Below are 23,823 nucleotides of genomic sequence, written 5' to 3'. Positions count from 1 at the left end.
ATGTTGCATTGCGGGCGGGCGGCGTGACTTCGGCGGCAAGCGGCTCGTGGGCTGCGGATCGCGATGCCGCAGGCCGCGAGTTCGTCGACGAGCGACTGGCCGCGCCGTGCAGCCTTGCAGCCGTACAGTCGCGAAACGGGCTCATGCAATGCGCCGTCTATGCGTTGCCGATACGTTCATTATGCGTTCGTTTCGAGTCGCTTCGGCATCGCCGTGATCGCGGTCGCGCATTTTCGTTACGCGCTGCCTGTCGACGCGCTGCGCAGCCTCGCGTTCGCCACGCTCGTGTTCGACAGCCAGGCCGTCGTCTACGTGATCCGCGACCGCCGGCGCGGGCGGCGGACGCGGCCGGGAGCGCTGCTCGTCGGCTCGTCGGCTCGTCGCTCGCCGACGTCGCGCTCGCGACCGCGCTTTGCGATCGTGCTCGAGCCGCTGAAGGCGGCGGCGCCCGGATGGATGGGGCGCGCGGCGTCCCGCGCGTCCCTCCCGAGCGTGACGAACAACGCGGCGAGAGTCGGCATCGGAATCGGTCCTCGGGCGGCTGCGCGGTTTCGCGGCTTCGGCTCCGCGCAGCGCTCAGCGCGTGAGCAGCGGGACGAGCCCGAACAGCGACGCGAGCGGCGGGATCGCGAGCAGCGCCAGCAGCCCGCATGCGGCGAACGCGGGCACGATCCAAAGATACCGGTTGTCCGCGAACGGCTGCTTCGTGCGCGCGCCGCCCGCGAGCGCCCGGACGACGAAAATCAGCGCGACGTTGACCGCGACGAGCGCGACGAACGCGGCGGTGCGCGCGAACGCCGGGTCGCCGCCGCGCGCGAGCAGCAGCGCGTACAGGCCGATCACGCCGACCGCCGCGAGCGCGCCCGCCGCCGCGCCCCGCGCGACGAGCGGCGACGCCCACAGCCGCTCGTGCGGCGGCCGCGGCGGCATGCGCATCGCGTCGGCGCGCGCGGGCTCGTTCTCGAACACAAGCGAGCACGCCGGATCGATCACGAGCTGCAGCGACACGATGTGCAGCGGCGCGAGCATCGCGGGCCAGCCGACGAGCGCGGGCACCATCACCGCGGCGATCATCGGCAGATGGACGGCGACCGTATAGCCGAGCGCCTGCATCAGGTTCGCATGGATGCGCCGGCCCTGGCGGATCGCCGACACGATCGGCGTGAAATCGTCGCGCAGCAGCACGAGCGCGGCGACCTCGCGCGCGACCTCGGCGCCGTGCAGCCCCATTGCGATGCCGACGTGCGCGGCCTTCAGCGCGGGCGCGTCGTTGACGCCGTCGCCCGTCATCGCGACGATGCGCCCGCCGCGCTCGAGCGCGGCGACGAGGCGCAGCTTCTGGTCCGGCCGCACGCGCGCGAACACGTCGGCGCGTCCGGCCGCTTCGTCGAGCGCCGCGTCGCTCATCGCCGCGACCTCGTCGCCCGTGACGACCGCGTGCGCGGCGATGCCGACCTCGCCCGCCACCGCGCGCGCGGTCGACGGATAGTCGCCCGTGATCATCACGACGCGGATGCCGGCCGCGCGGCAGGTCGCGATCGCGTCGGCCACCTCGGCGCGCACCGGGTCGATCAGGCCGACCAGGCCGACGAACCGGAAATCGAAGTCGTGCTGCCGCGCGGGCCATTCGCCCCGCGCATGCGCGGCCCGCGCGACGCCCAGCACGCGCAGCCCGCGCGCGGCCATGCGCTCGGCCTCGCCGAGCAGCGCGCGCGCCGTCGCATCGCCGAGGTGGCACAGCGAGAAGATCGCCTCGGGCGCGCCCTTGCATGCGACCGGGCAATGATCGAGCCGCGGCGCGCGCCACACGTGCGACATCGCCGGCAGCTCGGGCGTCAGCGCGTATTCCTGAACGAGCGACCAGTCGTCGTGCAGATGCCCGGTGCCGGCGAGACATCGGCGGCCCGCGCGCCGGAACGCGCGCTCCATCGGATCGACGGGCTCGATCTCGCTCGCGAGCACCAGATATTCGAGCAGCTCGTGGAACGACTCGTCGATGTCGGCCTCTTTGTCGCCGAGCGTCCAGCGCCGGCCGTTCGCGAACAGCGCGCGCACCGTCATCCGGTTCTGCGTCAGCGTGCCCGTCTTGTCGACGCACAGCACCGACGTCTGCCCGAGCGCCTCGATCGCGCTCATGCGGCGCGTGAGCATGCCCTCGTCGGCGATGCGGCGCGCGCCGAGCGCCATGAACACGGTCATCACGACCGGGATTTCCTCGGGAAAGATGCCCATCGCGAGCGTGATCCCCGCGAGCACGCCCGGCAGCCATTCGCCCGAGCGCCAGCGGTAGACGGCGACGAGCGCCGCGCACAGCGCAAGCGCGACGAGCGCGATCCGGTTCGCGAGCGCGCGCGCGTCGCGCTGCAGCGGCGACGGCGCGCCCGCGATGCCGGTCAGCGACTTGCCGATCCGGCCGAGCGCAGTGCGCGGCCCGGTGTCGGTGACGATCATCCGCCCCTGCCCGCGCACCACCATCGAGCCGAAATAGACGCGGCAGGCGGCTTCGTCGGGCGTCGGCGCGTCGGGCCGCTCGGCGGCCTTGTCGATCGGCGCCGACTCTCCCGTCAGCAGCGATTCGTCGACGCTCAGCTCGTGCGCGTCGACGAGCCAGCCGTCGGCCGGCACGCGGGCGCCCTCGGCGATCCACAGCAGATCGCCCGGCACGAGTTCGGTCGCCGAGACGAGCCGGCGCTCGCCGTCGCGCATCACGTCGGCGCGCGGCGCGGACAGCGCGCGCAGCGCCGCGAGCACGCCCGCCGTGCGCTGGCTCTGCACGATCGTCAGCGCGGCGATCGCGGCGACGAACGCGAGCAGCGTCAGCGCATCCGGCAATTCGCCGAGCGCCAGGTAGACGGCGCCCGCGCCGAGCAGCAGGAGCAGCATCGGCTCGCGCAGCACGTCGAGCGACGTGCGCCACCCGCCGCGCCCGCCGCCCGTGTCGATCGCGTTCGGGCCGAAGCGCCGGCGCAGCCCGGCTGCCTGCGCGTTCGACAGGCCGCTTGCGGGCGTGCGGCGCCACGCGTCGTCGGCGGGCGCCGTGGCGTCGGCCGTGCCGCCTCGCCGATGCCGCGCGGCCGAGCGAGCGCTCATGCGACGATTGCGGCGCGCCCGCTCGCCCGCTCGCGCGGCGCGGTCGAAGGCGCGACGGTCAACGTTGACGGGGACATGGGCGCGGATCGCAGGTCTGCGCCGCGCCGCGCCGATCGGGCTCGGCCCAGCGGAAATCGACGTGGACGCCGCCGCGCGCGGGCACGCGCACGCTGCGCCGCTGCTCGGCGCCGCCGTAGCGCGCATCGATCCGGTACTGCCCCGCCGGCAGCCGCGCGTACAGGAACGGGCCGTTGGTGCGAACGGTCAGCACCGGCTGCGCCGCGGCCGAACGAATCGTGACGTCGACGTCGGACAGATATTCGCCGCTGCGCGACGCGAACGTCATGCGCAGGTTGTATTTCGACGCGGCCGCGCGGAGTGCGTCGACTTCGTCCTGGCCGACGCCGCCCGTCACGTACGCAATGCCGTTTTGCGTGGCGGGTTCGAGCGTCTCGTTCGCGGCGGCCGTCGAGCCGAGCGCCGCGACGGCGGCGACGGTCGCGACGACGCGCATCCATCGATGAACAGTATTTCGCATGGCGCTTCCCCCGTTCGGACGGCGAAGACGCGCGCGTCACGCCGGCGCGCACTGTTTCGCTCGTTCAGAGAATGCGGGCCATTGGTGACGGCCCGCTTGACGCAGGTCAAGCGGCCCGGAAGCGAGATCGCAGCGACTTGCAGCGCAGCGAGAGGCCGATTGGCGAACGGCCTGCCGTTGTTTGCCCGGCTTGCACGAATCGCCGTTCGTCGCCCGGATGTCGATCGACCTCCGAAGCTTCGTGCTTTCCGCCTGCGCATGCGCGTGCTATCAAGGCGGGATTCGCCGCGAATCCGCACGGTATTGGAAACGCATCGCCGCATCGGATCGCAAGTCGTTCCGACGGCATCGACGGCATGCTGCGTCGCCGGACGTCGAACCATTGCGCACGCCGTTTCGCGCAATGCCGTCGATTTGCTGCCCGGGAACCGATGCGTGCGCACGCGCCCTGTCGCGTTCGCGCTTCGTATCCCGTCTCGCCGTCTCGCGCCGTCCACTTGCAACGGCCGCGAGCAGGCGCAGGCTTCGCGCGGCAGCCGCGGCGTGGCGAAAAGCGGCGCCGCGCGAACGAAACGCGCGTTGCACGGCCGACGCCTTTGCGCACCGCCCATGAATCCACAACCACAAGAGGAGATCGAACGAACCATGTTCAGATACACGTTGGGCCATTCGCCGATAGAACTCCGCCGGCTCGACTTCCAGTCGGAGATGCTGAAGCCCGTCACCCGGCGCCTGCTCGAATCCGCGCGGCTCCGGCCCTCGATGCGCGTGCTCGACATCGGCTGCGGAACGGGCGGCGTCAGCATGCTGGCGGCCGAGATGGCCGGCCCGACCGGCACCGTCGTCGCGATCGATCCGAGCGACGTCGCGATCGAAGCGGCGAGCGCCAACGCCGAGCGCGCGAGTCTGCACAACATCCGCTTTCGCGCGAGCGGCCTCGATCAGGTCGAAGGCGCGCACGGCTTCGACGTCGTCGTCGCCCGCTATGTATTGATCCATCAGTTGCATGCGGCCGAGTTCGTCCGCCACGCGGCGCGTTTCGTGAAGCCCGGCGGATATCTCGCGCTGCACGAGCCCGACTTCGTGCGCAAGCCGATGTCGACGCCGCTCATCCCGCTCTGGGATTCGGTGGCGGCCGAGATCATCGAGCGCTGCAAGCGGTCGTTTCCGTCGTTCGACGTTGCGCACCGGATGGTCAAGCTGTTCGCGGCCGCGGGGCTGCCGCTGCCGAAGATGTCATACGAGGTGCCGGTCGACGGCGGGACGGCCACGCAGCTCAGCTCATGGCTCGCGGAGATGTTGCGGGCGCTGTCGAGCGATCCCGACTCGACGGTGCTCGGCAGCGGCAAGCGGCTCGAATTCGCGCGGCTGAGCGGCGATCTGCAATGTGAAATATACGAATCGCGCGCGCAGGTCGAGTTCTTCGGCCAGATGTGCGCTTGGGTGCAGCTCTAGCGCGCGCGCGGGTGTCGCGCGCATCGGGTGCCCGGCCGTGCCGCGTCGGCCCGGCCGGGCGCTCCCCGTCACGGCTTCGCGCGGTCCGCGGGCACGGCACGGGTGACGAGCGGGGTGGCGAATGCGCGCGGCAGCTTCTCGGCGGCTGAAGTCGGGCACGCGTTGCAGCCGCACGCCGACTGCCCGGCGGGCGCCGCGGGCGACTGGTTGGTCCACTGGCCGTTCCAGCCGCCCTGCGCCTTGCAGACGGTCGGACACACGGCCTGCGCGCCGCGATAGTCGGCGATCGGCAACGCGGTGTCAATGTCGCAGCCGCACGGATAATCGGCGCGTGCGCGCTGCGCGATCGGGCCGCTCATCGACGCGAGCCAGTTGCGCGATTGCGCATCGATCTTGAACATCACCGGCTCGCGCGCGTCGAGCAGCGCGACCATCTTCCGATAGAGCGGATAGCGCTGCGCCAGCGTGTGCAGCACGCTGCGCCGCGCGGAGAACAGATACTGCGGCACGCCGCTGCCGTCCGGCCCGACGCTTTGCACCATCGTCGACGACGCGGCGATCACGTTCGCGAGCTGTACCGCGAGCGCGCGCGTGCCGCGGGCGTTCGTCGTCGTGTTCACGCCGATCACGTCCGCATAGAAGAGCGGCGGCTGCGGCTCGTCCGACAGCGGCAGGAACTTGAAATCGAGATTGCGCCGCGCCGCTTCGCTCATCGCCGACATCGATTCCGAGTAGCCGATCACCGCGCGCCCGTCGCCGTCGCCGAACCACGCCGAGCGATCGTACTGGCCGGGCAGCTCGGCCGTCGCGTTCGGCCAGCTCGACATCGCCATCAGCGCGCGCAGGCTGCCGAGCGCGTCGCCGTTCAGGTCGTTCGCGCTCCACGGCAGCGGCAGCGGATACGCGCCCGTGCGGCTGTGCGCGGCGTCCAGATAGAGCGCGGCGTTCGTTGTCCGGCCGGACATGTCGATCATCAGCCCGCGCCTGTCCGGCGGAATCTCGCTCGTGAACGTGCATTGCCCGAGCGTGCTGCGCACTTGCGTGAGCGTCGTCGCGGCCGCGAGCGCCGCGTCGTCCTTCCGGTAGAACAGCACGTTCGCGCAGCCGAGCTGCGGGATGCTGTAGTACCGGTCGCCCGCCTTCACGCCCTGGATCGCGTACGGCAGGAAATCGTCGAGGTTCTGGATCTCGCTCGCCGCAAGCGGCTCGAGCCAGCGCTGGCTGCGGAAGTAATCGAAGAAGATCGCGTCGTACACGTAGACGTCGGCGTTCGCTGGCGGATCGTTCCGGTAGCCGCCGTCCCACGCGTCCGCGGACACGAACTGCAGCGCGACGGCCGGCTGCACCTTCTTCCATTCGGTCTCGATCGCGCTCCTGAACTGGTCGACGCGCGGCACCCACGGATACAGCGCGACCGTCAGTTGCCCGACGGCGGCCGCGTCGCCCGCATGCGACGGCGCGGCGCACAGAAAGCCCAGAACGATCGTGAAACAGCACAAGAGGCGGCGCATGATGATTTCTTGTCGAAAGAGGCGTGCGGATCGATGCGTGTGCGCGCCGGCGCGCGGCGCAAGCGTCAGTTCCATAGCGAGTGGAAGTGATGGACGGGGCCGTGCCCGTGGCCGACGTCGAGCTTGCCCGACGCGGCGAGCGCGTCGCCCAGATACGCCTTCGCGCGGCAGACGCTGTCCTCGACCGAATGGCTCGGCAGCAGCGCGGCGATCGCGGCCGACAGCGTGCAGCCGGTGCCGTGGTCGTTCTTCGTCGGGACGCGCGGCGCGGACAGCTCGACCGTCGCCGCGGCCGGGCCGCGCAGCACGTCGACGCTGCGCTCGCCCGGCAGATGGCCGCCCTTGAGCAGCACCCAGCGCGACCCGAGCGCGTGCAGCTCGGCCGCCGCCGCGTGCATCTCGGCGAGCGTGCGCGGCGCGCCCCGGCCGAGCAGCACGCCCGCTTCGGGCAGGTTCGGCGTGATCAGCGTGGAGATCGGCACGAGCTTGTCGCGGATCGCGTCGACCGCGTCCGGATCGAGCAGCCGGTCGCCGCTTTTCGCGACCATCACCGGGTCGAGCACGACGGGCGCCGCGCGGTGCCTGACGAGCGCCGCGGCGACCGCCTCCGCGATCGCCGCGGTCGCGATCATGCCGATCTTGACCGCGTGCACGCCAACGTCGTCGAACACCGCGTCGATCTGATCGGCGACGAACGCCGGATCGAGCGCGCGGAAGCTGCGCACGCCGGTCGTGTTCTGCGCGACGACCGCGGTGATCGCGGCCATCCCGTATGCGCGCATCGCCGAAAATGCCTTGAGGTCGGCCTGAATGCCCGCTCCGCCCGTCGGGTCGGTGCCGGCGATCGTCAGTACGTTCGCGATCATGTTCCCTCGTGTTTCATCCGTGTTTTATCGTTGCGCCGTCGTTGCATAGCCGATAGCCGCCAGGGCGACGCCCTCGCGTTCGCCGTCTTGCCGGGCGAGCGGCGTCGGCCGGTGCGCGGGCGGCGCGGGGACGTCCGAATCCGCCCGCCCCGCCGTTCCGCGACGCATGCGCCGCGAAGCATCGTGCCTTACGCGGCGCGCGTCAGCGCAGCGGCTTCGTCGCCTTGAACAGCACGAACGGCGTGCGGCCGTCGGCATCCGCGTGCGCGCCCGGCGCGCCGCCCGCCTCCGCCGCGCGAAAGCCCAGCTCCATCGCCGCCGCGAGCTCGAAGCCCGCCGCCTCGAACGCGTGGCGATACGTCGGCATGTCCCAGTGCGTGTCGACGACGTCGAACACGCCCACGCCCGGCACGTTCAGATGGACCGGGCGCGGGTCGCCGTCGCGGTAGACGATGCCCGGCTCGCCGTTGCGGAACGTCGGAAACTGCACGCCCGTCGTGCGCGGGTTCGTGTCCAGCACGTAGTACGCGCCGCCCGGCTTCAGCACGCGCAGCACCTCCGCCGCGATGCGCGCGAGCTCCGCGCGCTCGGCGATGTTGATGAACAGGAAGCAACTGATCGCCGCGTCGAAGCTCGCGTCGGCGAACGGCAGCGGCGGCCCGTCGATATGCGCGTAGTCCAGCCCGCCGTCGACGCCCGCCGCGATCGCCTGGTCGATCATCGTCGGCGCGATGTCGACGCCTGTCACGCGGGCGACGCCCGCAGCACGCAGCCGCCGCGCGACCTTGCCGCCGCCGCAGCCGTAGTCGAGCACGCGGATCTCGGTGCCGAGCGAGCCCGTCAGCTCGGCGATCAGCGGCCGGTAGCCGAAGCGCTCCTCGATCCGGTCGTCGTATGCGTGAAAGCGCTGCGAAACCTCGTGTTCGGTCCAGTCGGTCTTCATCGGAATCCCTGTGCGTTATTGAAGCGAGGCGGACGCGATGTTCCACCGGTTCAGCAGATAGGCGCGATGGAACGGGCCGACGAACGCGAGCGCATCGTCGGGCGGCGGGCTGCCCGCCTTGATCTCGCGGTAGATCCAGAAGAGGCCGAGCACGTCGCGCCAATATGGATCGAGATCGAGGTCCTGGAGCGCGGCGAGCGACATCCGTCCCGCACGAATCCTTCCTTCGTGTTCGAGCACGCGCCCGATCGTCGCGGGGTTCGTGCCCGCGGGCATTCGCGGCGGCGCGTGGGCGGTGACGATCGCCGCATCGCCGTCGTCGAGGAGTGCCCGCACGCGCGGCAGATTGTCGTCGTACACGTGGATCGAGCCGACGTGATGCGAATACGTGCCGATCTCGCAGCCGAGCCGCGACGCGACATACTCCTGCAGGAACGTGAACGAGAACACGTCGTTCAGGAGCCCGACGTATGCGTCGTTCGCGCGCATGAACGCGACCAGGTGCAGCCGCCCCTCGCGCAGCAACAGTTGCAGGCCGAGCGTGCACGAGACGTCGATGTTGCGCCGGTACAGATCCTCGTCGGCGCTGAAGATCTGCAGCACGACGCGCTTGCTCTCGGCGTCGTCGCGCGACAGGATGTCGAGCGCGCGCTCGATCTGATCGAGCGCGCGCTCGCCGTAATGCATGAGCCGCGCGCCATAGCCGGTGCCGGGCAGATGCTTGCCGTCCGGACTGTAGCGCGCCATCGACGGCGCGTAGTGCTCGATGAATTCGAGATCGTTGCGGCCGGACAGATACCACAGCGCCTCGGCGTAGTTGAAGACGACGTTCTGCCTGCGCGCCGCGTGCCGGCAGAAGCGCGCGCGCGGATCGTCGATCCGTGCGCCGTAGCCGATGATTTCGCGCTCCGCGTGCCCGCGCGGCGCGCTCCGGTATTCGTACGCGCCGCAGACGTCCCTGAGCGCCGAGAGGTAGAGCTCGCTGAGACCCGGATAGCGCCGCATGTCAGCCTCGCGCTTCGAAACGGCCGATCGCGGCTTCGATCGCGGCCGGGTCGATCCGGTCGCCGCCGAATTCGACGCGCTCGATGCGCGTGATCTCGTCGAGGCCGCGCACGAGATACGCGTACTCCTTGTCGGTTTCGAGCAGCAGCACGATCGGCTTGCCGAGCGCGGATGCCCAGCCGAGCTCGATGTGCGTGCCGGGCGATGCCGGCGCGCCCGGAAACGCGACGAAGTAGTCGCACAGGCTGATCTGCTCGTAGTCGGTCTTCGTGCAGACGGCGGGCGTCATGAATTCGCGCCCCCAATGCTCGCGCCGGTGCGCGCAATGCACGTCCCAGCCGCGCGCCTCGAAATGATCGATCACGCGACGAAACAGGTCGATGCTGTCTTCCGGCATCACGCCGGTGTGCTTGTCGACCAGGGATTTGAACGGTCCGCCCAGGAACATACGCTTCATCGGCTGTTTTCCTTTCGATTGGAATGACAGAGGGCGTGCGCGCGCTGCGCCACCCGCGTGACGTGATCCGCGAGCACGCCCGGGAATCGGGACAGGCCATCCGGCACGCGAACCCAGCGGCAGTCCGCCGCGTCGTCGCCCGGCCGCAGCGTGCCTTCGACATGGCGGCACAGCATCGCGACCAGCACGTAGTGGTGATGCCGGCCGTGCGGGTCGAAGCCGATCACCTCGACGACGTCGAACGGCTCGCCGATCTCCGCGCGCACGCCGGTTTCCTCGAACAGCTCGCGCGCAGCCGCATCGCGCAGGCACTCGCCGGGCTCGACCGAGCCGCCAGGAAAGCCCCACGTACCTTTCTGCGGCTCCTTGCTGCGCTGCACGAGAATCACTTCGTCGGCGCGAAACGTCACGGCGATCACCGCGACGCGCGGTGTCGCGAGCGCCGCCGCGTCGCGCGGCGCGGCCCCCGTGCCTTTCGGATCAATCATCGTCGATGCTCCGCATCTGCGCCCTCTTTTCGCGCGCCGTTCATTTGGCCCCGACTTGGCCCCGACACGCAAATCGACGGTCATTGGCCGCCTCTGTGGTTAATGAATGAAACAATCCATGCGAAACTCGCCGGGATTTTGCGAACAAATATTTTCAATTCGCGATTCAGCGAGCATTCCATTTTCGGAAATTTCGCGGAGCGCTTAGCCTAACACAACCGTGTCGATTCGACCGATTGCAATTTTTTAACCAAATCTCCAGTCTCGATTTTTTCATTCGCGCTCGTCATCTGTTGCGCTGGTTGATCGTCAAATAAAACGTCAACTTTGAAATAAAAAAGCTGATGTTTGGCGGAATTGATCGCGACTGGAATTTTTCGAAATAAGATGCACACTTCCATTCAAACGGAATAAATATTTCCATATTTGAAATTATTTGCGGCGGCGATATTTGAAGTCCTGATGGCGTCGAACGATTCAGGACGATGCTCGCCGGCACTTCGAACCGTCTACCGGCTGACCGAGCGCAAGCGTGACACGTATCGAACGCGGATTGTCCGTGCGGCCGGACGGCTCCGTTGATTGGCTGATTGACAACCCGGCGAAGACGCTCTTTGATGGCATCGGCCTTGATGGTCCGACGCCGTTCAGCCGCGCATATCGTGGGTCGAGGCGCGCATTGCCGGGACGATGCGATCTGCATCCATACGCGATACGGCGATGGATGTGCAGGCTCGCCATCAACGCAGCGTCTCCATGGCCAAGAGCACCGCCATTGCGATCATCAAGCCTCCGCCCGCGATATTGATCAGCTTGAGGCCCTTCTCGTTGAAAAATGCGCGTGAACTCACGGCATGAGCGGTCGCGACCCACGCCGAGTCGATCAATAAACCCAAGCCGATAGGCACGAGCGAAAAGAAAAGCAGCGATTCCACCGGACTTTCGACCCCTCGGCGCAGGAAACTCGGCACGATCGTACCGAACATGATCAGGGCTTTCGGATTGGTGATGCCGACTATGACGCCGGCGATCAATGTCTGTTTGCGTTTGCCGGGTGCCCGGACTTCCGCCGCTGGCAACGGTCTGGAAAACAGATATTGGACTCCGATGGCCAGCAGAACGACGGCGCCGAGTAATCGAATACCCGTCAGGACGTTGTCGGCGCGCATCAGCAAGGTACCGATTCCCAGCGCAACAATCACCGCGACGCAGTAGGTGCCTATCGCGTTGCCGATGACGCCGCGCATCGCACTGCGCCGTCCCGTCGTCATGGCTTGGCCGACAAGAAACATGATGCTCGGCCCGGGAACGGCGATCAGCACCGCAGAGGTAAATATGAGCCCGAGCAGTCCATCGAGCGCAGTGATGTTTCCAGACATGGAGCAGTCCTCGTTTCCAGCTTGAACCGTCGCTGACCAGTCAGTACCGTCACTTTTTGATGCCGTTCGTCGTCTGGAATATCGATTGGTTCAAACCGAAGGCTGACATCTGGTTTGAGCCAATCGATCGGCGACGAACACGGATTCATGCCGATTTCAGTCGATCGATCATGATCCAGCGACGATTGACAAGGCAGATCGACGGGAAATATTGGAATTTATCTCGTTGCAGATCCAGTGCGTAATCAAGAACGGTTCGTCAGCAAAGCCAGCGTTGGCTGGATTCGAAGCGCCTCGACTACCTCGTCGTCACTCATCAACGGATAGCATGCGTCCACGAACTCGTCGCGCACCGGCAACATGCTGCGGCGCTCATCCAGCCCCAACGCACTTGCGCATGCATTGAACGCGACGTTCTTGTACTGGTCGAGATTGGTTTCCTCGTCGACGTAATCGTCGAGATCCCAGCGGCCGATGAGGCTTTCCTGCATATGGAAGGAATCCACTTCGACGCCCTCCTGATAGACGTGAAAAACCGGATGAACATACGCGCTCCGGGAAGTATCGAAGTGATCCGCGGGCAGCGTGAAATAGTGAGTCGGCAACTCGCCGTTGCCATATCGGCTGAATCCATATTCGAAAACGATTTCGAGCCTCGTTGGTTCCTTGCCCCAGCGCTCGAGGTTATATGCTCGTGGAAATGCGGGCCACACGCGCGCGCGGACCACGCCTTTATCGCCGCCTGGCGTGAACGTCACCGTGCTTCCGAAGTAGCCGAATAGCTCGAACAACGGCATGCTCGTGCTGACGAGATCGACAAGGAATGCTGAAAGATGAATGAGCTGATCGGACGGATGTGCCATCGGAACGTCGCATTCGAATACCGGTTCAACCGCCATGCCGTGATATTTTTCCGCGACGATGGAGCCGAGCGCCTGAATATTGCATCGGAAACCATGAACGAACCCGGAAGCGGCGTCCGGGTCGTTGATGCGCATCGGCGCGCCGAGGAAATAGAGACCTGGTACGCTGGCCGACTCCCAAGTCGACGTCAGCAGACAATATTTTCCCTTTTCGTCAATGGCCGGCCGTACGGTTTCCATGTCGAAGATTCCGGACAGCGTGTAGTTGAAGCCGCAGCATACGATCACATCGTCGACAATGCCGGTTCGCTTCATCCATCTTGGCGGAGACCAATGAGGGCAAGGTGTCTCGTAGCGGACCAGCAAGCGGCCTTCGTGCCTGCCGCCTGTGATTCGCCTGACTTCGACGATGCGGTCGCTCACAATATTGTTGTTGGATTTGAGTTGCATCAGATCGAACACGTCCGAGACCTGTGCCCGCAAGTCATGTACGTTGTGCGTCTGCCGGGCGAACATCGGTAGAGATCGTGTAACGACGCGCGTCTCCGCCGTGATGTCGACGAGATGGTGCGCGATTTCGAACGCTGAATTGCCACGCCCCAAAACAATGACAACCTTGTTCCGGTAACGCTCCGCTGCGGTATCGGGCTCGAAATCTCCGTAGAATGTGCAGGTTTCGGAATCGAGCCCCTTGATGTCCGGAACTATCGGCTCCGACTTGCCGGTGGCGCAAAAGACGCGATCAGCACTGATGCCTTGCGCATTCGATATGCCGAGGACGAAGCGCCCGCTTTCGCGCGCGATGCGCTGCACGCGAGCATGCGTTCGAACGTGCGGCGAGACCCCTTTCCTTTCCGCCACGTATTTCAAATACTCCTTGTAAATTCTTGAAGACGGCCAATGTTCCGACGTCCATTCCGTGAATCGTAGCAGCGGATCATTTGCCACATCATCGGCGCTAATGGTGCTCAGCGTGTGCCAGTCGTATCGCATTCGATAAGTGTGGCTATCGCCGGGGACATATCTCTTGTTTAACGAAATAAGCTGTCCGCATACCGGAAATCGGTCCCATTGCCCACCGACAGTCTCATTTGCTTCGAGCAACAGATACTCGATTCCTCGCTTCCCGAATTCGAGAGCCATGTTGATGCCCGCGGGGCCACCGCCGATGATGACATTGGAATGATGTTCCATGTTGCACTCTCCTCGTTTTCATCGTTGCGGGAATTCGATTCACGAGATCGACGGCTGTCGGCGTCTACATGCCCTCGCCGCGCGACTCGCATATCTCGGGATCGGACCTCGAGTGATGTCAGCGGTCTGGCTGCAGATACGCTTGTGACGGATAGCTTTCGGAAGTGTCGCGTCATCCGCGTCACGAATGGGACCCCATGAAGGCGTGAATCTGCGGTCTATTCACCGACCCGCCAAGAGCCGCCACGACACTCGGATCAACTCGAGTTGAAAGCGGTTTGCCGAGAAAAGCAGGAACATTCATCATATCAATTTAAATGATAGCGCGCATCGGTGGGAACCAGTATTTGCATCGCAGCGCTTTCGATCACCCTGACAGCCGCGGATTTCAGCATTTCAGCGCGTGAATCGTGCATTCGAGCAGCCACCAGCGCGGCGAAAATGAATACGGCTGGCTTCGCGACGCCATAGATGATTCGAACATCAAAGTCGGGCCGCGCAAGAACGACCGATTCGGTACACGCTCAGATTTTTTCCTCTCGTATCTCGCGAACGGCGCAGCGAAAACCGCCCGTCCGTGTGCCCGCCTGATGCAGCCGTCCGCGAACAAGCGATTTCCTCCGTCATGCGCGCACTCTTTCGACCCGCAAACGATTGCTTTTTCGTCTCGCCCCTTGCGACGGATCGACGCCGAAACCCGCACCGCGCGCGCCGCTGATCCAGGTCAATCCGGTCCGCCGGAGCCGGTGCCTTAATACATTCAATAATCGTCGAGGAGGTTTCATCATGAAGCATTCCGTCAGGCATCCGTTCCACCCGTCGACACCGCTTCCGGCGGCCGCTCCCGCGCCGCAGCAGGCGGCCGCGCCGCGCCAGTTGCCGTTCACGCTGCTGACGGCGCTCGTGATCGGCTCAATGATCGGCAGCGGCATCTTCTCGCTGCCGCAGAACATGGCGTCGGGCGCGGGCGCCGGCGCGATCGTGATCGGCTGGGCGATCACGGGCATCGGCATGCTGATGCTCGCGCTCGTCTACCAGACGCTCGCGCACCGCAAGCCCGAGCTCGACAACGGCGTCTACGCGTATGCGCACGCGAGCGCCGGCGACTTCGTCGGCTTCAATTCCGCGTGGGGCTACTGGGTCAGCGCGTGGATCGGCAACGTCGGCTATCTGGTGATCGTGTTCGGCACGCTCGGCTACGCGTTTCCCGCATTCGGCGACGGCAACACGCGCGCCGCGGTGATCGGCGCGTCGATCGTGCTGTGGATCATGCATGCGGTGATCCTGCGCGGCGTGCGCGGCGCGGCAATCCTCAACGCGCTGACGACGATCGCGAAGATCATGCCGCTCGTGCTGTTCGTCGCGCTCGCCGCGCTCGCGTTCCAGCCGCACCGCTTCACGACCGACTTCTGGGGCAACGTCCACCTGCCAGGCGTGCTCGACCAGGTGAAGAGCACGATGCTGATCACGGTCTGGGTGTTCATCGGCATCGAGGGCGCGAGCGTCTATTCGGCGCGCGCGAAGAACCGCGACGACGTCGGCCGCGCGACCATCGCCGGCTTCGTCGTCGTGCTGCTGTTGCTGATGGCCGTGTCGCTGCTGTCGCTCGGGATCGTGTCGCAGCCGGAGCTCGCCGCGATGAAGAATCCGTCGATGGCGGGCGTCCTCGAAAAGGCGATCGGCCGCACGGGCGTCGCGATCGCGGGCGTCGGGCTGCTGGTGTCGGTGGGCGGCGCGCTGCTCGCATGGACGCTGCTCGCCGCCGAGGCGATGTTCACGCCGGCGAAGGACGGCGTGATGCCGGCGTTCCTGTCGCGCGAGAACGCGCACGGCGTGCCCGCCAACGCGCTGTGGGCGACGAACGGCCTCGTGCAGGTGTTCCTGCTCGTCACGCTCGTATCGAACGCGACCTATCAGGCGCTGATCTCGCTCGCGACGTCGATGATCCTCGTGCCGTATCTGTTCTCCGCGGTGTATGCGCTCCTCATCGCGATCAAGGGCGAAGGCTATGCGCCCGGCGAGACGATGCGCATGCGCGACGCGGCGATCGGCGGAGTCGCGACCGTCTACTGCTGCTGGCTGCTGTATGCGGCAGGCCCGAAGTATCTGCTGCTGAGCGCCCTGCTCTACGCGCCGGGCGCGCTGCTGTACGCGTGGGCGAAGCGCGAGCGCGGCGAGCGGCCCTTCAAGGCGTTCGAAGCGGCGATCCTGATCGCGCTCGTCGCGTTTGCCTTGCTCGCGGGCTGGCTTGTCGCGGCCGGCCGGATCAGCCTGTAGCGTACTCGGCGGGTCGCCGCACGAGCGGCCGCCGCGTGGCGGCCGCGCGCCGTGCGGCGGCCGCAGTGGCGGTAGCGCCAACGGTTGCGCCGCGGCCCTGCGCGCGATGCCGCGCGGCGTCGGCGCGGATAGCACGATGCCGGCATAATGAGCGTCGACGCCTCACTCTCTCGCCCGCGGCCGCCATGACGCTCGCCATCGTCGTCCTGAACCTGATCGGCTTCTTCGTCGAGCTCGCCGATCCCGACCGCGTGCTGTCGCTGTTTGCGCTATGGCCGCCGCTTCCCCGCACGGGCGCCCCATCCGCCGCGCCCGCGTTCCATGTCTGGCAGATCGTCACGTACAGCGCGCTGCACGCGGGGCTGTCGCACCTGTTGTTCAACATGCTCGGGCTCGTGATGTTCGGCCGCGATGTCGAGCGCGCGCTCGGCCGCGCGCGCTTCGGCACGCTTTATCTCGCGAGCGTCGTCTGCGGTGCGCTCACGCAGCTCGCGGTCGCGCGCTACACGGCGGCGGGCGCCGCGCCGACGATCGGCGCGTCGGCGGGCGTGTTCGGCGTGCTCGCCGCGTACGCGCTGCTGTACCCGTCGCGCCGCATCGTGCTGCTGATTCCGCCGATTCCGATGCGCGCGTGGGTGTTCGCGCTGCTCTACGCGGGCGTCGAACTGCTGCTCGGCGTCGCGGGCGCGGCGAGCGGCATCGCGCATTTCGCGCATCTGGGCGGGATGTTCGGCGCGATCGCGCTGATGCTGTTCTGGGCGCGGCCGCGAAAGGCATGGCCGCTCGAATGAGCGGGCGCCGGCGGCCGGCGCGACGTCGGTTTTCCGGCGCGCGGCCGGACGCGTCGGCACGACGCGAGCGCCGCGACGTCACTGCGGCACGGATTGATGGGCCTTGTCGGCCTTGTCGGTGACGCCGATTTTTCCGACGTCCGCCAGCGGCTTCGCCGGCTCGGGATTCTCGCCGCTGCGCTTCGCTGCGCCGCCGCCCGCATCGCCCTCCGGCACCGGCTCGTCGTTGACGAGCCTCACGAGCTTCTCGTGATCGACGACCTCGTGCTTCAGCAGATACTGCGCAATCCGATCGAGCGCGCCGCGCCGCTCCTTCAGCGTTCGCGACACGCGATCGTGCGCTTCGGCGAGGAGCCGCTGAATCTCGTCGTCGATCCGCGTCGCGGTGCTCTCGCTGCAGCGCTCGCCGCCGCGCTGCCAGACGACGGGCGGCAGCCCCGGCCCTTCTCCGTCGCCGAACGTCGCGAGGCCGATCCGCTCGCTCATCCCGTAGCGGGCAACCATGTGCCGCGCCATTTCGGTCGCGCGCTCGAGATCGTTCTCCGCGCCCGTCGACACGTCGCCGAACACGATCTCCTCGGCGACGCGCCCGCCGAGCAGCACGTCGAGCCGGTCGAGCAGCTCGCTCTTGCGCAGCACGTAGCGATCCTCGGTCGGCACCTGCTGCGTGTAGCCGAGCGCCGCGATGCCGCGCGGGATGATCGACACCTTCTTCACCGGATCGCTGTGCGCGCGGGTCTGCGCGATCAGCGCGTGCCCCGCCTCGTGATGCGCGATCGTGATCTTCTCGCGCTCGCTCATCACGCGGCTCTTGCGCTCCATGCCGGTCATCGCGCGGTCGATCGCCTCGTCGAAATCGGACATGTCGATGGCCGGCTTGTCGAGCTCGGCCGCGTGCAGCGCCGCCTCGTTGACGATGTTCGCGAGGTCCGCGCCGACGAAGCCGGGCGTGCGCGACGCGAGCTCGCCGAGATCGACGTCCGGCGCGAGCTTCACGTGCTTCACATGGACGGACAGGATCTGCCGGCGCCCCGTCAAATCCGGCCGGTCGATCGCGATGTGCCGGTCGAAGCGGCCCGGGCGCAGCAGCGCGGGGTCGAGAATCTCCGGACGATTGGTCGCCGCCATGATGATCACGCCCGAGTTCGCCTGGAAGCCGTCCATCTCGACGAGCAACTGGTTGAGCGTCTGCTCGCGCTCGTCGTTGCCCGATGCGAGGCCCGCGCCGCGCACCTTGCCGAGCGCGTCGAGCTCGTCGATGAAGATGATGCACGGCGCCTTCTGTTGCGCCTGCTCGAACAGATCGCGCACGCGCGCCGCGCCGACGCCGACGAACATCTCGACGAACGACGAGCCGCTCGTCGAGAAGAACGGCACGCCCGCCTCGCCCGCGACCGCCTTCGCGAGCAGCGTCTTGCCGGTGCCGGGCGCGCCGACGATCAGCACGCCCTTCGGGATCTTGCCGCCGAGCCGCTGGTAGCGCGCGGGCGCGCGCAGGAACGCGACGATCTGCTGGAGCTCGGCCTTCGCCTCGTCGATGCCGGCGATGTCGTCGAAATCGATGCCGGTCTTCGCCTCCATGTAGACGCGCGGCTTGCTCTTGCCGACACCCGACCAGTCCTGCAGGCCGCCGCGCGGGCGTCGCAGCATCAGGTTCCAGACGAGCGCGAACACCGCGACCGGCACGATCCACGACGCGAGCGTGCCGATCCACGTGTCGTCGTCGGCGCCGCGATAGCGGGTGCCCGTTGCAGCGAGCGTGTCGATCAGGCGCTCGTCGGTCACGCGCTTCGTCGAGAAGCGCCACGGTGCGCCCGCGCGCTTGATCGCGTCCGCGTCGGACGCGGGCAGCGCCGCCGCCGCGGCCGCGTTGCGCAGCACGCCCGTGATCCGCGTCTGGCTGACTTCGAGATCGTCGACCTGCGCGGCCGTCGCGAGCTTGCGGAAATCGCTGTACGCGATCTGCGTCGCCGGTGCGCTGAGCGTCGCGAGTTGCAGCGCGAGCAGCACCATGAACACGAGCACGACGACGAATCCCAAGTATCCGGTTTCGCTCTTCATCGGGATGCCTCGGCGTGCGTTGTGCGATACGGGGGGAATCGAAAGCTGCGGACGCTATGCGGTCTCGCGCATCCAGCGCGCGCGCAGCACGTCCTCTCCTTCACGATAGTCGATTTCGAGATCGCCGCAGTGCGCGCGCACGAGCGCCTCGCTCAGCCGGTGGACGAGATGCGAGCCCGTCGTGCGCACGACCATGCGCGCGGGCAGCGCGTCGATCGACAGGAGGCGCTCGAGCGGGCGGGCGCCGAGGTCGTCGCCCGCGTGACGGCGCAGCAGCGCGACGATGTCGTCGCGGCGGCGCGCGAAGTAGCCGCCTGCGAGCACCAGCTCGCCCGCGCTCGCGCGCTCGCGGATCCGGCGGCACGCGGGGCACACGATCTGCAGCAGCGCGCCCGCCGTCGCGTGCCAGCTCCAGCGGCCGTCGTCGTACAGCGCGCCGCATTCGGTGCAGCCCATGCCGCTCTTCAGGCGCACCGGCGCGCCGTAGCTGTCCGCGGGATGCGCGCGCGGCGTGCGATCGCGGCGCTGCCGCATCGCCGCATAGAGTTCGTTCGATCCGTGGATCATCGTCTTTCCTTGTCGATAGGTCGTACGTTTCGCGGGCGGCGCCGGGCGGCCGGCGGCATGCGCGGGCATCGCCGGAATCGTGGATTCGCCGCAATGCCGACAACGCACATCGGCACGCGGCGCGCGACGTACATCACCGAGCATCGGCGATCGCCCGCGCACGCGATTGACGCCGATCAACGGTCGGCCACATCGCGCCGGATCGCGCACACCGATTGGTGCAAATCCGTAGTCAATCGAGTGGAACCTGCGCGATCGGCCCGCGCGGCTGGCCCTCGCGCGTCCTTTCGCCAGCCGCAACGATCGCCGGCGCCATTCGATCCGTCGGCACCGCCGGCATTGCGGAGGTGCGCGGTATCCGCGATTCGTCGTACCGTAGGCGCGCTGCGCACAACCCGCCTCGCCTTCCGGTTGCCGCGCCGCCGGCCCGTCGCCGCAGGCGAACGGCCGCCCGTCGAACGTTCCTTCCCCGGAGAACCCCCCGATGCTGCCACGCACTCGCATGCTGATCTGCACCGTCCTCGCCGTCGTTCCGCTCGCCGGATTCGCCAAGTCCACCAACTTCAAGAAGGCGTATTGCAGCAACAGCGACTACGTCACGAGCTCGGCCCGACCGCATTTTCATTGCGGGAAGGATTTCTACACGTACACCGAAAAGAGCGGCAACCATGACAATCTGGTCAACAAGAGCGGACCGCGATGCAACATCGTGCCCGCCGTCGAACAAAAGGTCGACGCCCTGCCGGACGGCACAGCCGGCAAGGCGCAGATGAAATCGTCGCTGGACGCATTCAAGCAAGGCGAGTGCTGAGCGCACGCGCGCGGCCGGCCGCTCACGGCCGCACCGGCTCGTCGGCCTGCACCGGGATGGCCTGCCACGGCACGTTGCACGACGCGACGTACGGGAAATAGCCCTGCGGATCGGCGCAGTAGTACCACGCGGATGCGGGCGGCAGCCCGCTCGGCGCGGGCGGCGGCTCCTGCTCGACCACCGCGGGCGGGACGTAGGTGGGGTAAGGATAGATGGGCGCCGGATAGATGTACCAGACGCCGCCGACCACCCACCACCACGCGTAGCGCCTGCCGTGCCAGCCGCGCGACCAGTGGCCGCCGCGCCAGCGGAGGTTCTCTTGCGGCGCGAAGTGGCCGAAGTCGCGGCCGTGGAAGTCGGGATGGCCGTGCCCCGGCGGGCTGCCGTGAAACCCGCCGCCGTGGCCGACATGGATCTGTGCCGAAGCGCTCGCCGCGATCGCGCACGCGAGCGCGGCGCCGGCCGCGCGCGCCGCCGCTCGTATCGTCGAAGCATTCATCCCGTCCCCCGCAGCGCACGCACGATACGTCACAACGTAGCGCGCCCGTTGCGTCGCTGCTTGACGTGCGTCAATGGCGTACGATGCGTGCACGAGGTGCGCGCGACCGCGCCAATCGAGCGATTTCCCGCGCCACATCGACGGAGCCGATCGCGAAAATGCGAGATCACCTTGCCGAGCATCGGATCGAGCGGCGCGACGGGCGTCGAGATCAACGGCTCCATCGTGCCGCGCCCCTGTTCCGCGCGATCGTCAGCGGCGTGAGCCGCGCGCCGACGCCCGGAAGCCGGGCCGAATCGATGCGTCGATTCGAAGCAATGCTCGCTTGCAATTCATCTTGACATCGATCAATGTAACGTTTGAGCGGGGCACGACGGCCGTCGCGTTGCGGCTCGCCGCCGCCCGGCCGTCCATAGAACGATACGGAGACACCCCAAGATGGCGCGCTACGACACGATCATCCGCAACGGCCTATGGTTCGACGGCACGCTGGCCGAGCCGGGCACGCGCGACCTCGGCATACGCGACGGCCGCGTCGCGACCGTGTCGGACGCGCCGCTCGCCGCGGACGGCGCGAGCATAATCGACGCGACCGGCAAATGGGTGATGCCCGGCTTCGTCGACATTCACACGCATTACGACGCCGAGATTCTCGTGTCGCCGGGGCTGCCCGAATCGGTGCGGCACGGCGTGACGAGCGTCTTCCTCGGCTCGTGCTCGCTGTCGACGGTCCACGCGAACGCGCTCGACTGCACCGACCTCTTCAGCCGCGTCGAGGCGCTGCCGCGCGAGCAGATGCTCGCCGTGCTGTCGCGCGTGAAGACCTGGGACACTGCGGCTTCGTACGTCCGCCATCTCGAATCGCTGCCGCTCGGCCCGAACGTCGCCGCGTTCCTCGGCCATTCGGACCTGCGCACGCACGTGCTCGGCCTCGGGCGCGCGGTCGACGACCGCGTGCGGCCGCACGAGGCCGAGCTGCAACGGATGGAGCGGCTGCTCGGCGACGCGCTCGACGCGGGCTTCGTCGGCCTGTCGTCGATGACGACGCCGTGGGACAAGCTCGACGGCGAGCGCTACCGGTCGAAGTCGCTGCCGTCGACGTTCGCGACGTGGCGCGAGTACCGTCGGCTCAATCGCGTGCTGCGCCGCCGCGGCCGCGTGCTGCAAAGCGCGCCGAACACGACGAATCCGCTGAACGGCCTGCTCTTCATGGCCGAGAGCTGCGGCTACTTCGTGCGCAAGCCGCTGCGCACGTCGCTCCTCGTCGCGGCCGACAGCAAGGCCGCGCCGCGCGGCACCGTCGACGTGCTGCTCGGCGGCGTGCGGCTCGCGAACGCGCTGTTTCGCGGCGAGCTCGTCTGGCAGCATCTGCCGGTGCCGTTCGAAGTCTATGCGGACGGCATCGATTTCGTGATCTTCGAGGAATTCGGCGCGGGCCGCGCGGCGCTGCATCTCGCCGACGCGCTCGAGCGCAACCGGCTGCTGCAGAACGAAGGCTACCGGCGCGAGTTCCGCAAGCAGGTCGGCAAGGGGCTCGACCTGCGGCTGTGGACGCGCGATCTGCACGACACGCGGATCGTCGGCTGCCCGGATGCGTCGGTGGTTGGCAAGTCGTTCGGCCGGGTCGCGGACGAGCGCGGCATCCATCCGGCGGACGCGTTCCTCGATCTCGTCGTCGCGCACGGACAGAAGCTGCGCTGGTGCATGACGATCGCGAATCACCGCGCGGACGTGCTCGACCGGATCGCGACGCATCCGTCGCTGCAGATCGGCTTCGCCGATTCGGGCGCGCACCTGCGCAACATGGCGTTCTACAACGCGCCCGTGCGCTTCCTGCGCCGCGTGCGCGAGGCCGAGCGCGCCGGACGGCCGTTCATGTCGGTGCAGCAGGCGGTGCATCGCTTGACGGGCGAGCTCGGTGCGTACTTCGGGATCGATGCCGGCACGCTGCGCGCGGGCGACCGCGCCGATATCGCGATCGTCGATCCCGAGCATCTCGACGCGTCGGTCGACGCCTATCACGAAGAGGACATGGCCGTGTTCGGCGGGCTGCGGCGGCTCGTGAACCGCAGCGGCGCGGCGATCGCGGCGACGCTCGTCAACGGGCAGCTCGTGTATCGCGACGGCGCGTTCGCCGACGGTTTCGGCGAGACGCGGCGCTCGGGGCAGTTCCTGCGCGCGGCGACGCGCTAGAGCCAGCCGGTCATTCGCCACGCGCGCGCCCGTCTTCGTCGGTCGTCCTCGCACCGCTCGGCCGAATCCGGTACGCGCAACGCCGCGCGCCGGCCGGAATGTGCTCGATGCGCTCGATCTTCAGCGCATCGCCCAGCATCTCGCGAAAAATCTCGAGCTCCGAGCGGCAGAACCCCTGGCACGCGGTCGCGGCCGCGCAGATCGGGCAGTGATTTTCGATGAAGAGCCAGCCGTCGCCGTCCGGCGCGCGCGACCACTCGGCGAAATAGCCTTCGCGGTCGCGCAGCTCCGCGAGCCGCGCGATCCGCTTCTCCGGGTCCGTCACGCCGGCGAGCGTCTGCGCGTACGTGCGGCGCATCTCCGTCTCGCGCGCGGCGATCAGCAGATCGAGCGTCGGCTGGCCGAGCGTCGCGCGGATGATCCGGATCAGGTCGACCGTCATGTCCGCGTGCGCGTCCGGAAAGTGGCCGTGGCCGAGCGACGTGAGCCGCCAGATCCGCGCCGGCCGCCCGACGCCCTGCGGCACGTTTTCCGCCTCGACGAGCCCGTCCGCCTCGAGCTTCTTCAATTGCTGCCGCGCGGCTTCGCCCGTCGTGCCGAGATACGCGCCGAGCTCGGCCGCCTGCAGCGGCCCGCGCCGCTTCAGCACGTTCAGCACGCGCTCGGAGACCGGAATTTCCTGCTTTGAGAAATTATCGTCCATCGCTGCATTATCAAACGTCGAACTTGTGCAATGCAATGATATTGCAAGACGCACCGGCAAATCACCCAAATAAACAAAGGATATGCTTGACTTATTGCGTTGTCAGACAAATCATGTCCGCGATTCTTACAA

20 protein-coding genes are annotated in these 23,823 nt (G+C 67.6%); 6 read left to right on the top strand and 14 right to left on the bottom strand.

Annotated features, from left to right (window positions below):
- Positions 1-576: 576 nt before the first annotated feature.
- Together WS92_RS08860 and WS92_RS08855 are read right to left on the bottom strand one after the other, a co-directional pair.
- Positions 577-3,090, bottom strand: a complete 2,514-nt coding sequence (locus WS92_RS08860) for a cation-translocating P-type ATPase (protein ID WP_059934798.1) — start codon at positions 3,088-3,090, stop codon at positions 577-579.
- Between the two features lie 58 nt (positions 3,091-3,148).
- Complete coding sequence (locus WS92_RS08855) at positions 3,149-3,628, bottom strand: carboxypeptidase-like regulatory domain-containing protein (RefSeq protein ID WP_059934799.1); 480 nt, start codon at positions 3,626-3,628, stop codon at positions 3,149-3,151.
- 609 nt (positions 3,629-4,237) lie between these two features.
- Here WS92_RS08855 and WS92_RS08850 point away from each other — a divergent pair.
- A complete protein-coding gene (locus WS92_RS08850) occupies positions 4,238-5,083 on the top strand; it encodes an SAM-dependent methyltransferase (RefSeq protein ID WP_041861909.1) in 846 nt (281 codons plus the stop codon).
- 68 nt (positions 5,084-5,151) lie between these two features.
- Here WS92_RS08850 and bcmE read toward each other — a convergent pair whose 3' ends face one another.
- The 8 genes from bcmE to WS92_RS08810 form a co-directional block, all read right to left on the bottom strand.
- Positions 5,152-6,594, bottom strand: coding sequence for a thiamine pyridinylase (gene bcmE, locus WS92_RS08845; protein WP_059934812.1), 1,443 nt, complete (start codon positions 6,592-6,594; stop codon positions 5,152-5,154).
- A 65-nt stretch (positions 6,595-6,659) separates the two neighbouring features.
- A complete protein-coding gene (gene thiD / locus WS92_RS08840) occupies positions 6,660-7,460 on the bottom strand; it encodes a bifunctional hydroxymethylpyrimidine kinase/phosphomethylpyrimidine kinase (RefSeq protein WP_059934800.1) in 801 nt (266 codons plus the stop codon).
- Between the two features lie 202 nt (positions 7,461-7,662).
- Positions 7,663-8,403 (bottom strand): class I SAM-dependent methyltransferase, encoded by a 741-nt coding sequence (locus WS92_RS08835; protein ID WP_059934801.1) that lies wholly within the window; start codon positions 8,401-8,403, stop codon positions 7,663-7,665.
- A 15-nt stretch (positions 8,404-8,418) separates the two neighbouring features.
- Positions 8,419-9,408 (bottom strand): thymidylate synthase, encoded by a 990-nt coding sequence (locus WS92_RS08830; protein WP_059934802.1) that lies wholly within the window; start codon positions 9,406-9,408, stop codon positions 8,419-8,421.
- A gap of 1 nt (position 9,409) precedes the next feature.
- Entirely contained in the window at positions 9,410-9,865 is a 456-nt protein-coding gene (locus WS92_RS08825; protein WP_059934803.1) for a nucleoside 2-deoxyribosyltransferase, read from the bottom strand.
- Positions 9,862-10,353, bottom strand: coding sequence for an NUDIX hydrolase (locus tag WS92_RS08820; protein ID WP_059934804.1), 492 nt, complete (start codon positions 10,351-10,353; stop codon positions 9,862-9,864). Before WS92_RS08820 ends, WS92_RS08825 begins: the two co-directional genes overlap by 4 nt.
- 740 nt (positions 10,354-11,093) lie before the next feature.
- Entirely contained in the window at positions 11,094-11,732 is a 639-nt protein-coding gene (locus WS92_RS08815) for a LysE family translocator (RefSeq protein WP_015603122.1), read from the bottom strand.
- A gap of 245 nt (positions 11,733-11,977) precedes the next feature.
- Positions 11,978-13,789: an NAD(P)-binding domain-containing protein gene (locus WS92_RS08810; RefSeq protein WP_082744160.1), complete on the bottom strand. Its 1,812-nt coding sequence runs from the start codon at positions 13,787-13,789 to the stop codon at positions 11,978-11,980.
- A gap of 410 nt (positions 13,790-14,199) precedes the next feature.
- Here WS92_RS08810 and WS92_RS34535 point away from each other — a divergent pair, with 410 nt between their 5' ends.
- The 3 genes from WS92_RS34535 (at position 14,200) to WS92_RS08800 (ending at position 16,857) form a co-directional block, all read left to right on the top strand.
- Positions 14,200-14,544 carry a hypothetical protein gene (locus WS92_RS34535; protein WP_138110275.1) on the top strand — a complete coding sequence of 115 codons (345 nt, stop codon included), beginning with the start codon at positions 14,200-14,202 and terminating at the stop codon, positions 14,542-14,544.
- Between the two features lie 31 nt (positions 14,545-14,575).
- The gene (gene arcD / locus WS92_RS08805) at positions 14,576-16,066 is read left to right on the top strand and encodes an arginine-ornithine antiporter (protein ID WP_059934806.1); all 1,491 of its coding nucleotides are present in this window, start codon (positions 14,576-14,578) and stop codon (positions 16,064-16,066) included.
- Between the two features lie 185 nt (positions 16,067-16,251).
- On the top strand, positions 16,252-16,857 hold the full coding sequence (locus WS92_RS08800; RefSeq protein ID WP_006027213.1) for a rhomboid family intramembrane serine protease: 606 nt from the start codon (positions 16,252-16,254) through the stop codon (positions 16,855-16,857).
- Positions 16,858-16,935: 78 nt separating this feature from the next.
- On the opposite strand, the gene ftsH is transcribed toward WS92_RS08800, so the two are convergent.
- Together ftsH and WS92_RS08790 are read right to left on the bottom strand one after the other, a co-directional pair.
- Positions 16,936-18,918, bottom strand: coding sequence for an ATP-dependent zinc metalloprotease FtsH (gene ftsH / locus WS92_RS08795; RefSeq protein ID WP_059934807.1), 1,983 nt, complete (start codon positions 18,916-18,918; stop codon positions 16,936-16,938).
- 54 nt (positions 18,919-18,972) lie between these two features.
- Entirely contained in the window at positions 18,973-19,485 is a 513-nt protein-coding gene (locus WS92_RS08790) for a BCAM0308 family protein (RefSeq protein ID WP_059934813.1), read from the bottom strand.
- Positions 19,486-19,969: 484 nt separating this feature from the next.
- Between WS92_RS08790 and WS92_RS08785 the strand changes: the two genes are divergently transcribed.
- Positions 19,970-20,296, top strand: coding sequence for a hypothetical protein (locus tag WS92_RS08785; protein WP_242425344.1), 327 nt, complete (start codon positions 19,970-19,972; stop codon positions 20,294-20,296).
- A 22-nt stretch (positions 20,297-20,318) separates the two neighbouring features.
- On the opposite strand, the gene WS92_RS08780 is transcribed toward WS92_RS08785, so the two are convergent.
- Positions 20,319-20,795 (bottom strand): hypothetical protein, encoded by a 477-nt coding sequence (locus WS92_RS08780; protein ID WP_059934808.1) that lies wholly within the window; start codon positions 20,793-20,795, stop codon positions 20,319-20,321.
- 438 nt (positions 20,796-21,233) lie between these two features.
- Between WS92_RS08780 and WS92_RS08770 the strand changes: the two genes are divergently transcribed.
- On the top strand, positions 21,234-22,988 hold the full coding sequence (locus tag WS92_RS08770; protein ID WP_059934809.1) for an N-acyl-D-amino-acid deacylase family protein: 1,755 nt from the start codon (positions 21,234-21,236) through the stop codon (positions 22,986-22,988).
- 10 nt (positions 22,989-22,998) lie between these two features.
- Here the strand turns inward: WS92_RS08770 and WS92_RS08765 are convergent, their stop codons facing one another.
- Positions 22,999-23,691: a helix-turn-helix transcriptional regulator gene (locus WS92_RS08765; protein ID WP_059934810.1), complete on the bottom strand. Its 693-nt coding sequence runs from the start codon at positions 23,689-23,691 to the stop codon at positions 22,999-23,001.
- Positions 23,692-23,823 lie beyond the last annotated feature (132 nt).

The sequence above is a fragment of the Burkholderia sp. MSMB1588 genome (assembly GCF_001546925.1).
GTDB lineage: Bacteria > Pseudomonadota > Gammaproteobacteria > Burkholderiales > Burkholderiaceae > Burkholderia > Burkholderia humptydooensis.
The sequence above is the reverse complement of the archived record's forward strand: the minus strand, read 5'-3'. Positions and strand labels throughout refer to the sequence as shown.

Bases quoted from the DNA above. Each gene is read 5' to 3' on its own strand.
- WS92_RS08810 (WP_082744160.1), bottom strand. From the start codon at position 13,789: ATGGAACATCATTCCAATGTCATCATCGGCGGTGGCCCCGCGGGCATC.
- WS92_RS08850 (WP_041861909.1), top strand. From the start codon at position 4,238: ATGAATCCACAACCACAAGAGGAGATCGAACGAACCATGTTCAGATAC.
- arcD (WP_059934806.1), top strand. From the start codon at position 14,576: ATGAAGCATTCCGTCAGGCATCCGTTCCACCCGTCGACACCGCTTCCG.
- WS92_RS08790 (WP_059934813.1), bottom strand. From the start codon at position 19,485: ATGATCCACGGATCGAACGAACTCTATGCGGCGATGCGGCAGCGCCGC.
- WS92_RS08765 (WP_059934810.1), bottom strand. From the start codon at position 23,691: ATGGACGATAATTTCTCAAAGCAGGAAATTCCGGTCTCCGAGCGCGTG.
- WS92_RS08820 (WP_059934804.1), bottom strand. From the start codon at position 10,353: ATGATTGATCCGAAAGGCACGGGGGCCGCGCCGCGCGACGCGGCGGCG.
- WS92_RS08770 (WP_059934809.1), top strand. From the start codon at position 21,234: ATGGCGCGCTACGACACGATCATCCGCAACGGCCTATGGTTCGACGGC.
- WS92_RS08860 (WP_059934798.1), bottom strand. From the start codon at position 3,090: ATGAGCGCTCGCTCGGCCGCGCGGCATCGGCGAGGCGGCACGGCCGAC.
- WS92_RS08785 (WP_242425344.1), top strand. From the start codon at position 19,970: ATGCTGCCACGCACTCGCATGCTGATCTGCACCGTCCTCGCCGTCGTT.
- WS92_RS08800 (WP_006027213.1), top strand. From the start codon at position 16,252: ATGACGCTCGCCATCGTCGTCCTGAACCTGATCGGCTTCTTCGTCGAG.
- WS92_RS08855 (WP_059934799.1), bottom strand. From the start codon at position 3,628: ATGCGAAATACTGTTCATCGATGGATGCGCGTCGTCGCGACCGTCGCC.
- WS92_RS08815 (WP_015603122.1), bottom strand. From the start codon at position 11,732: ATGTCTGGAAACATCACTGCGCTCGATGGACTGCTCGGGCTCATATTT.
- WS92_RS08780 (WP_059934808.1), bottom strand. From the start codon at position 20,795: ATGAATGCTTCGACGATACGAGCGGCGGCGCGCGCGGCCGGCGCCGCG.
- thiD (WP_059934800.1), bottom strand. From the start codon at position 7,460: ATGATCGCGAACGTACTGACGATCGCCGGCACCGACCCGACGGGCGGA.
- bcmE (WP_059934812.1), bottom strand. From the start codon at position 6,594: ATGCGCCGCCTCTTGTGCTGTTTCACGATCGTTCTGGGCTTTCTGTGC.
- ftsH (WP_059934807.1), bottom strand. From the start codon at position 18,918: ATGAAGAGCGAAACCGGATACTTGGGATTCGTCGTCGTGCTCGTGTTC.
- WS92_RS08825 (WP_059934803.1), bottom strand. From the start codon at position 9,865: ATGAAGCGTATGTTCCTGGGCGGACCGTTCAAATCCCTGGTCGACAAG.
- WS92_RS08830 (WP_059934802.1), bottom strand. From the start codon at position 9,408: ATGCGGCGCTATCCGGGTCTCAGCGAGCTCTACCTCTCGGCGCTCAGG.
- WS92_RS08835 (WP_059934801.1), bottom strand. From the start codon at position 8,403: ATGAAGACCGACTGGACCGAACACGAGGTTTCGCAGCGCTTTCACGCA.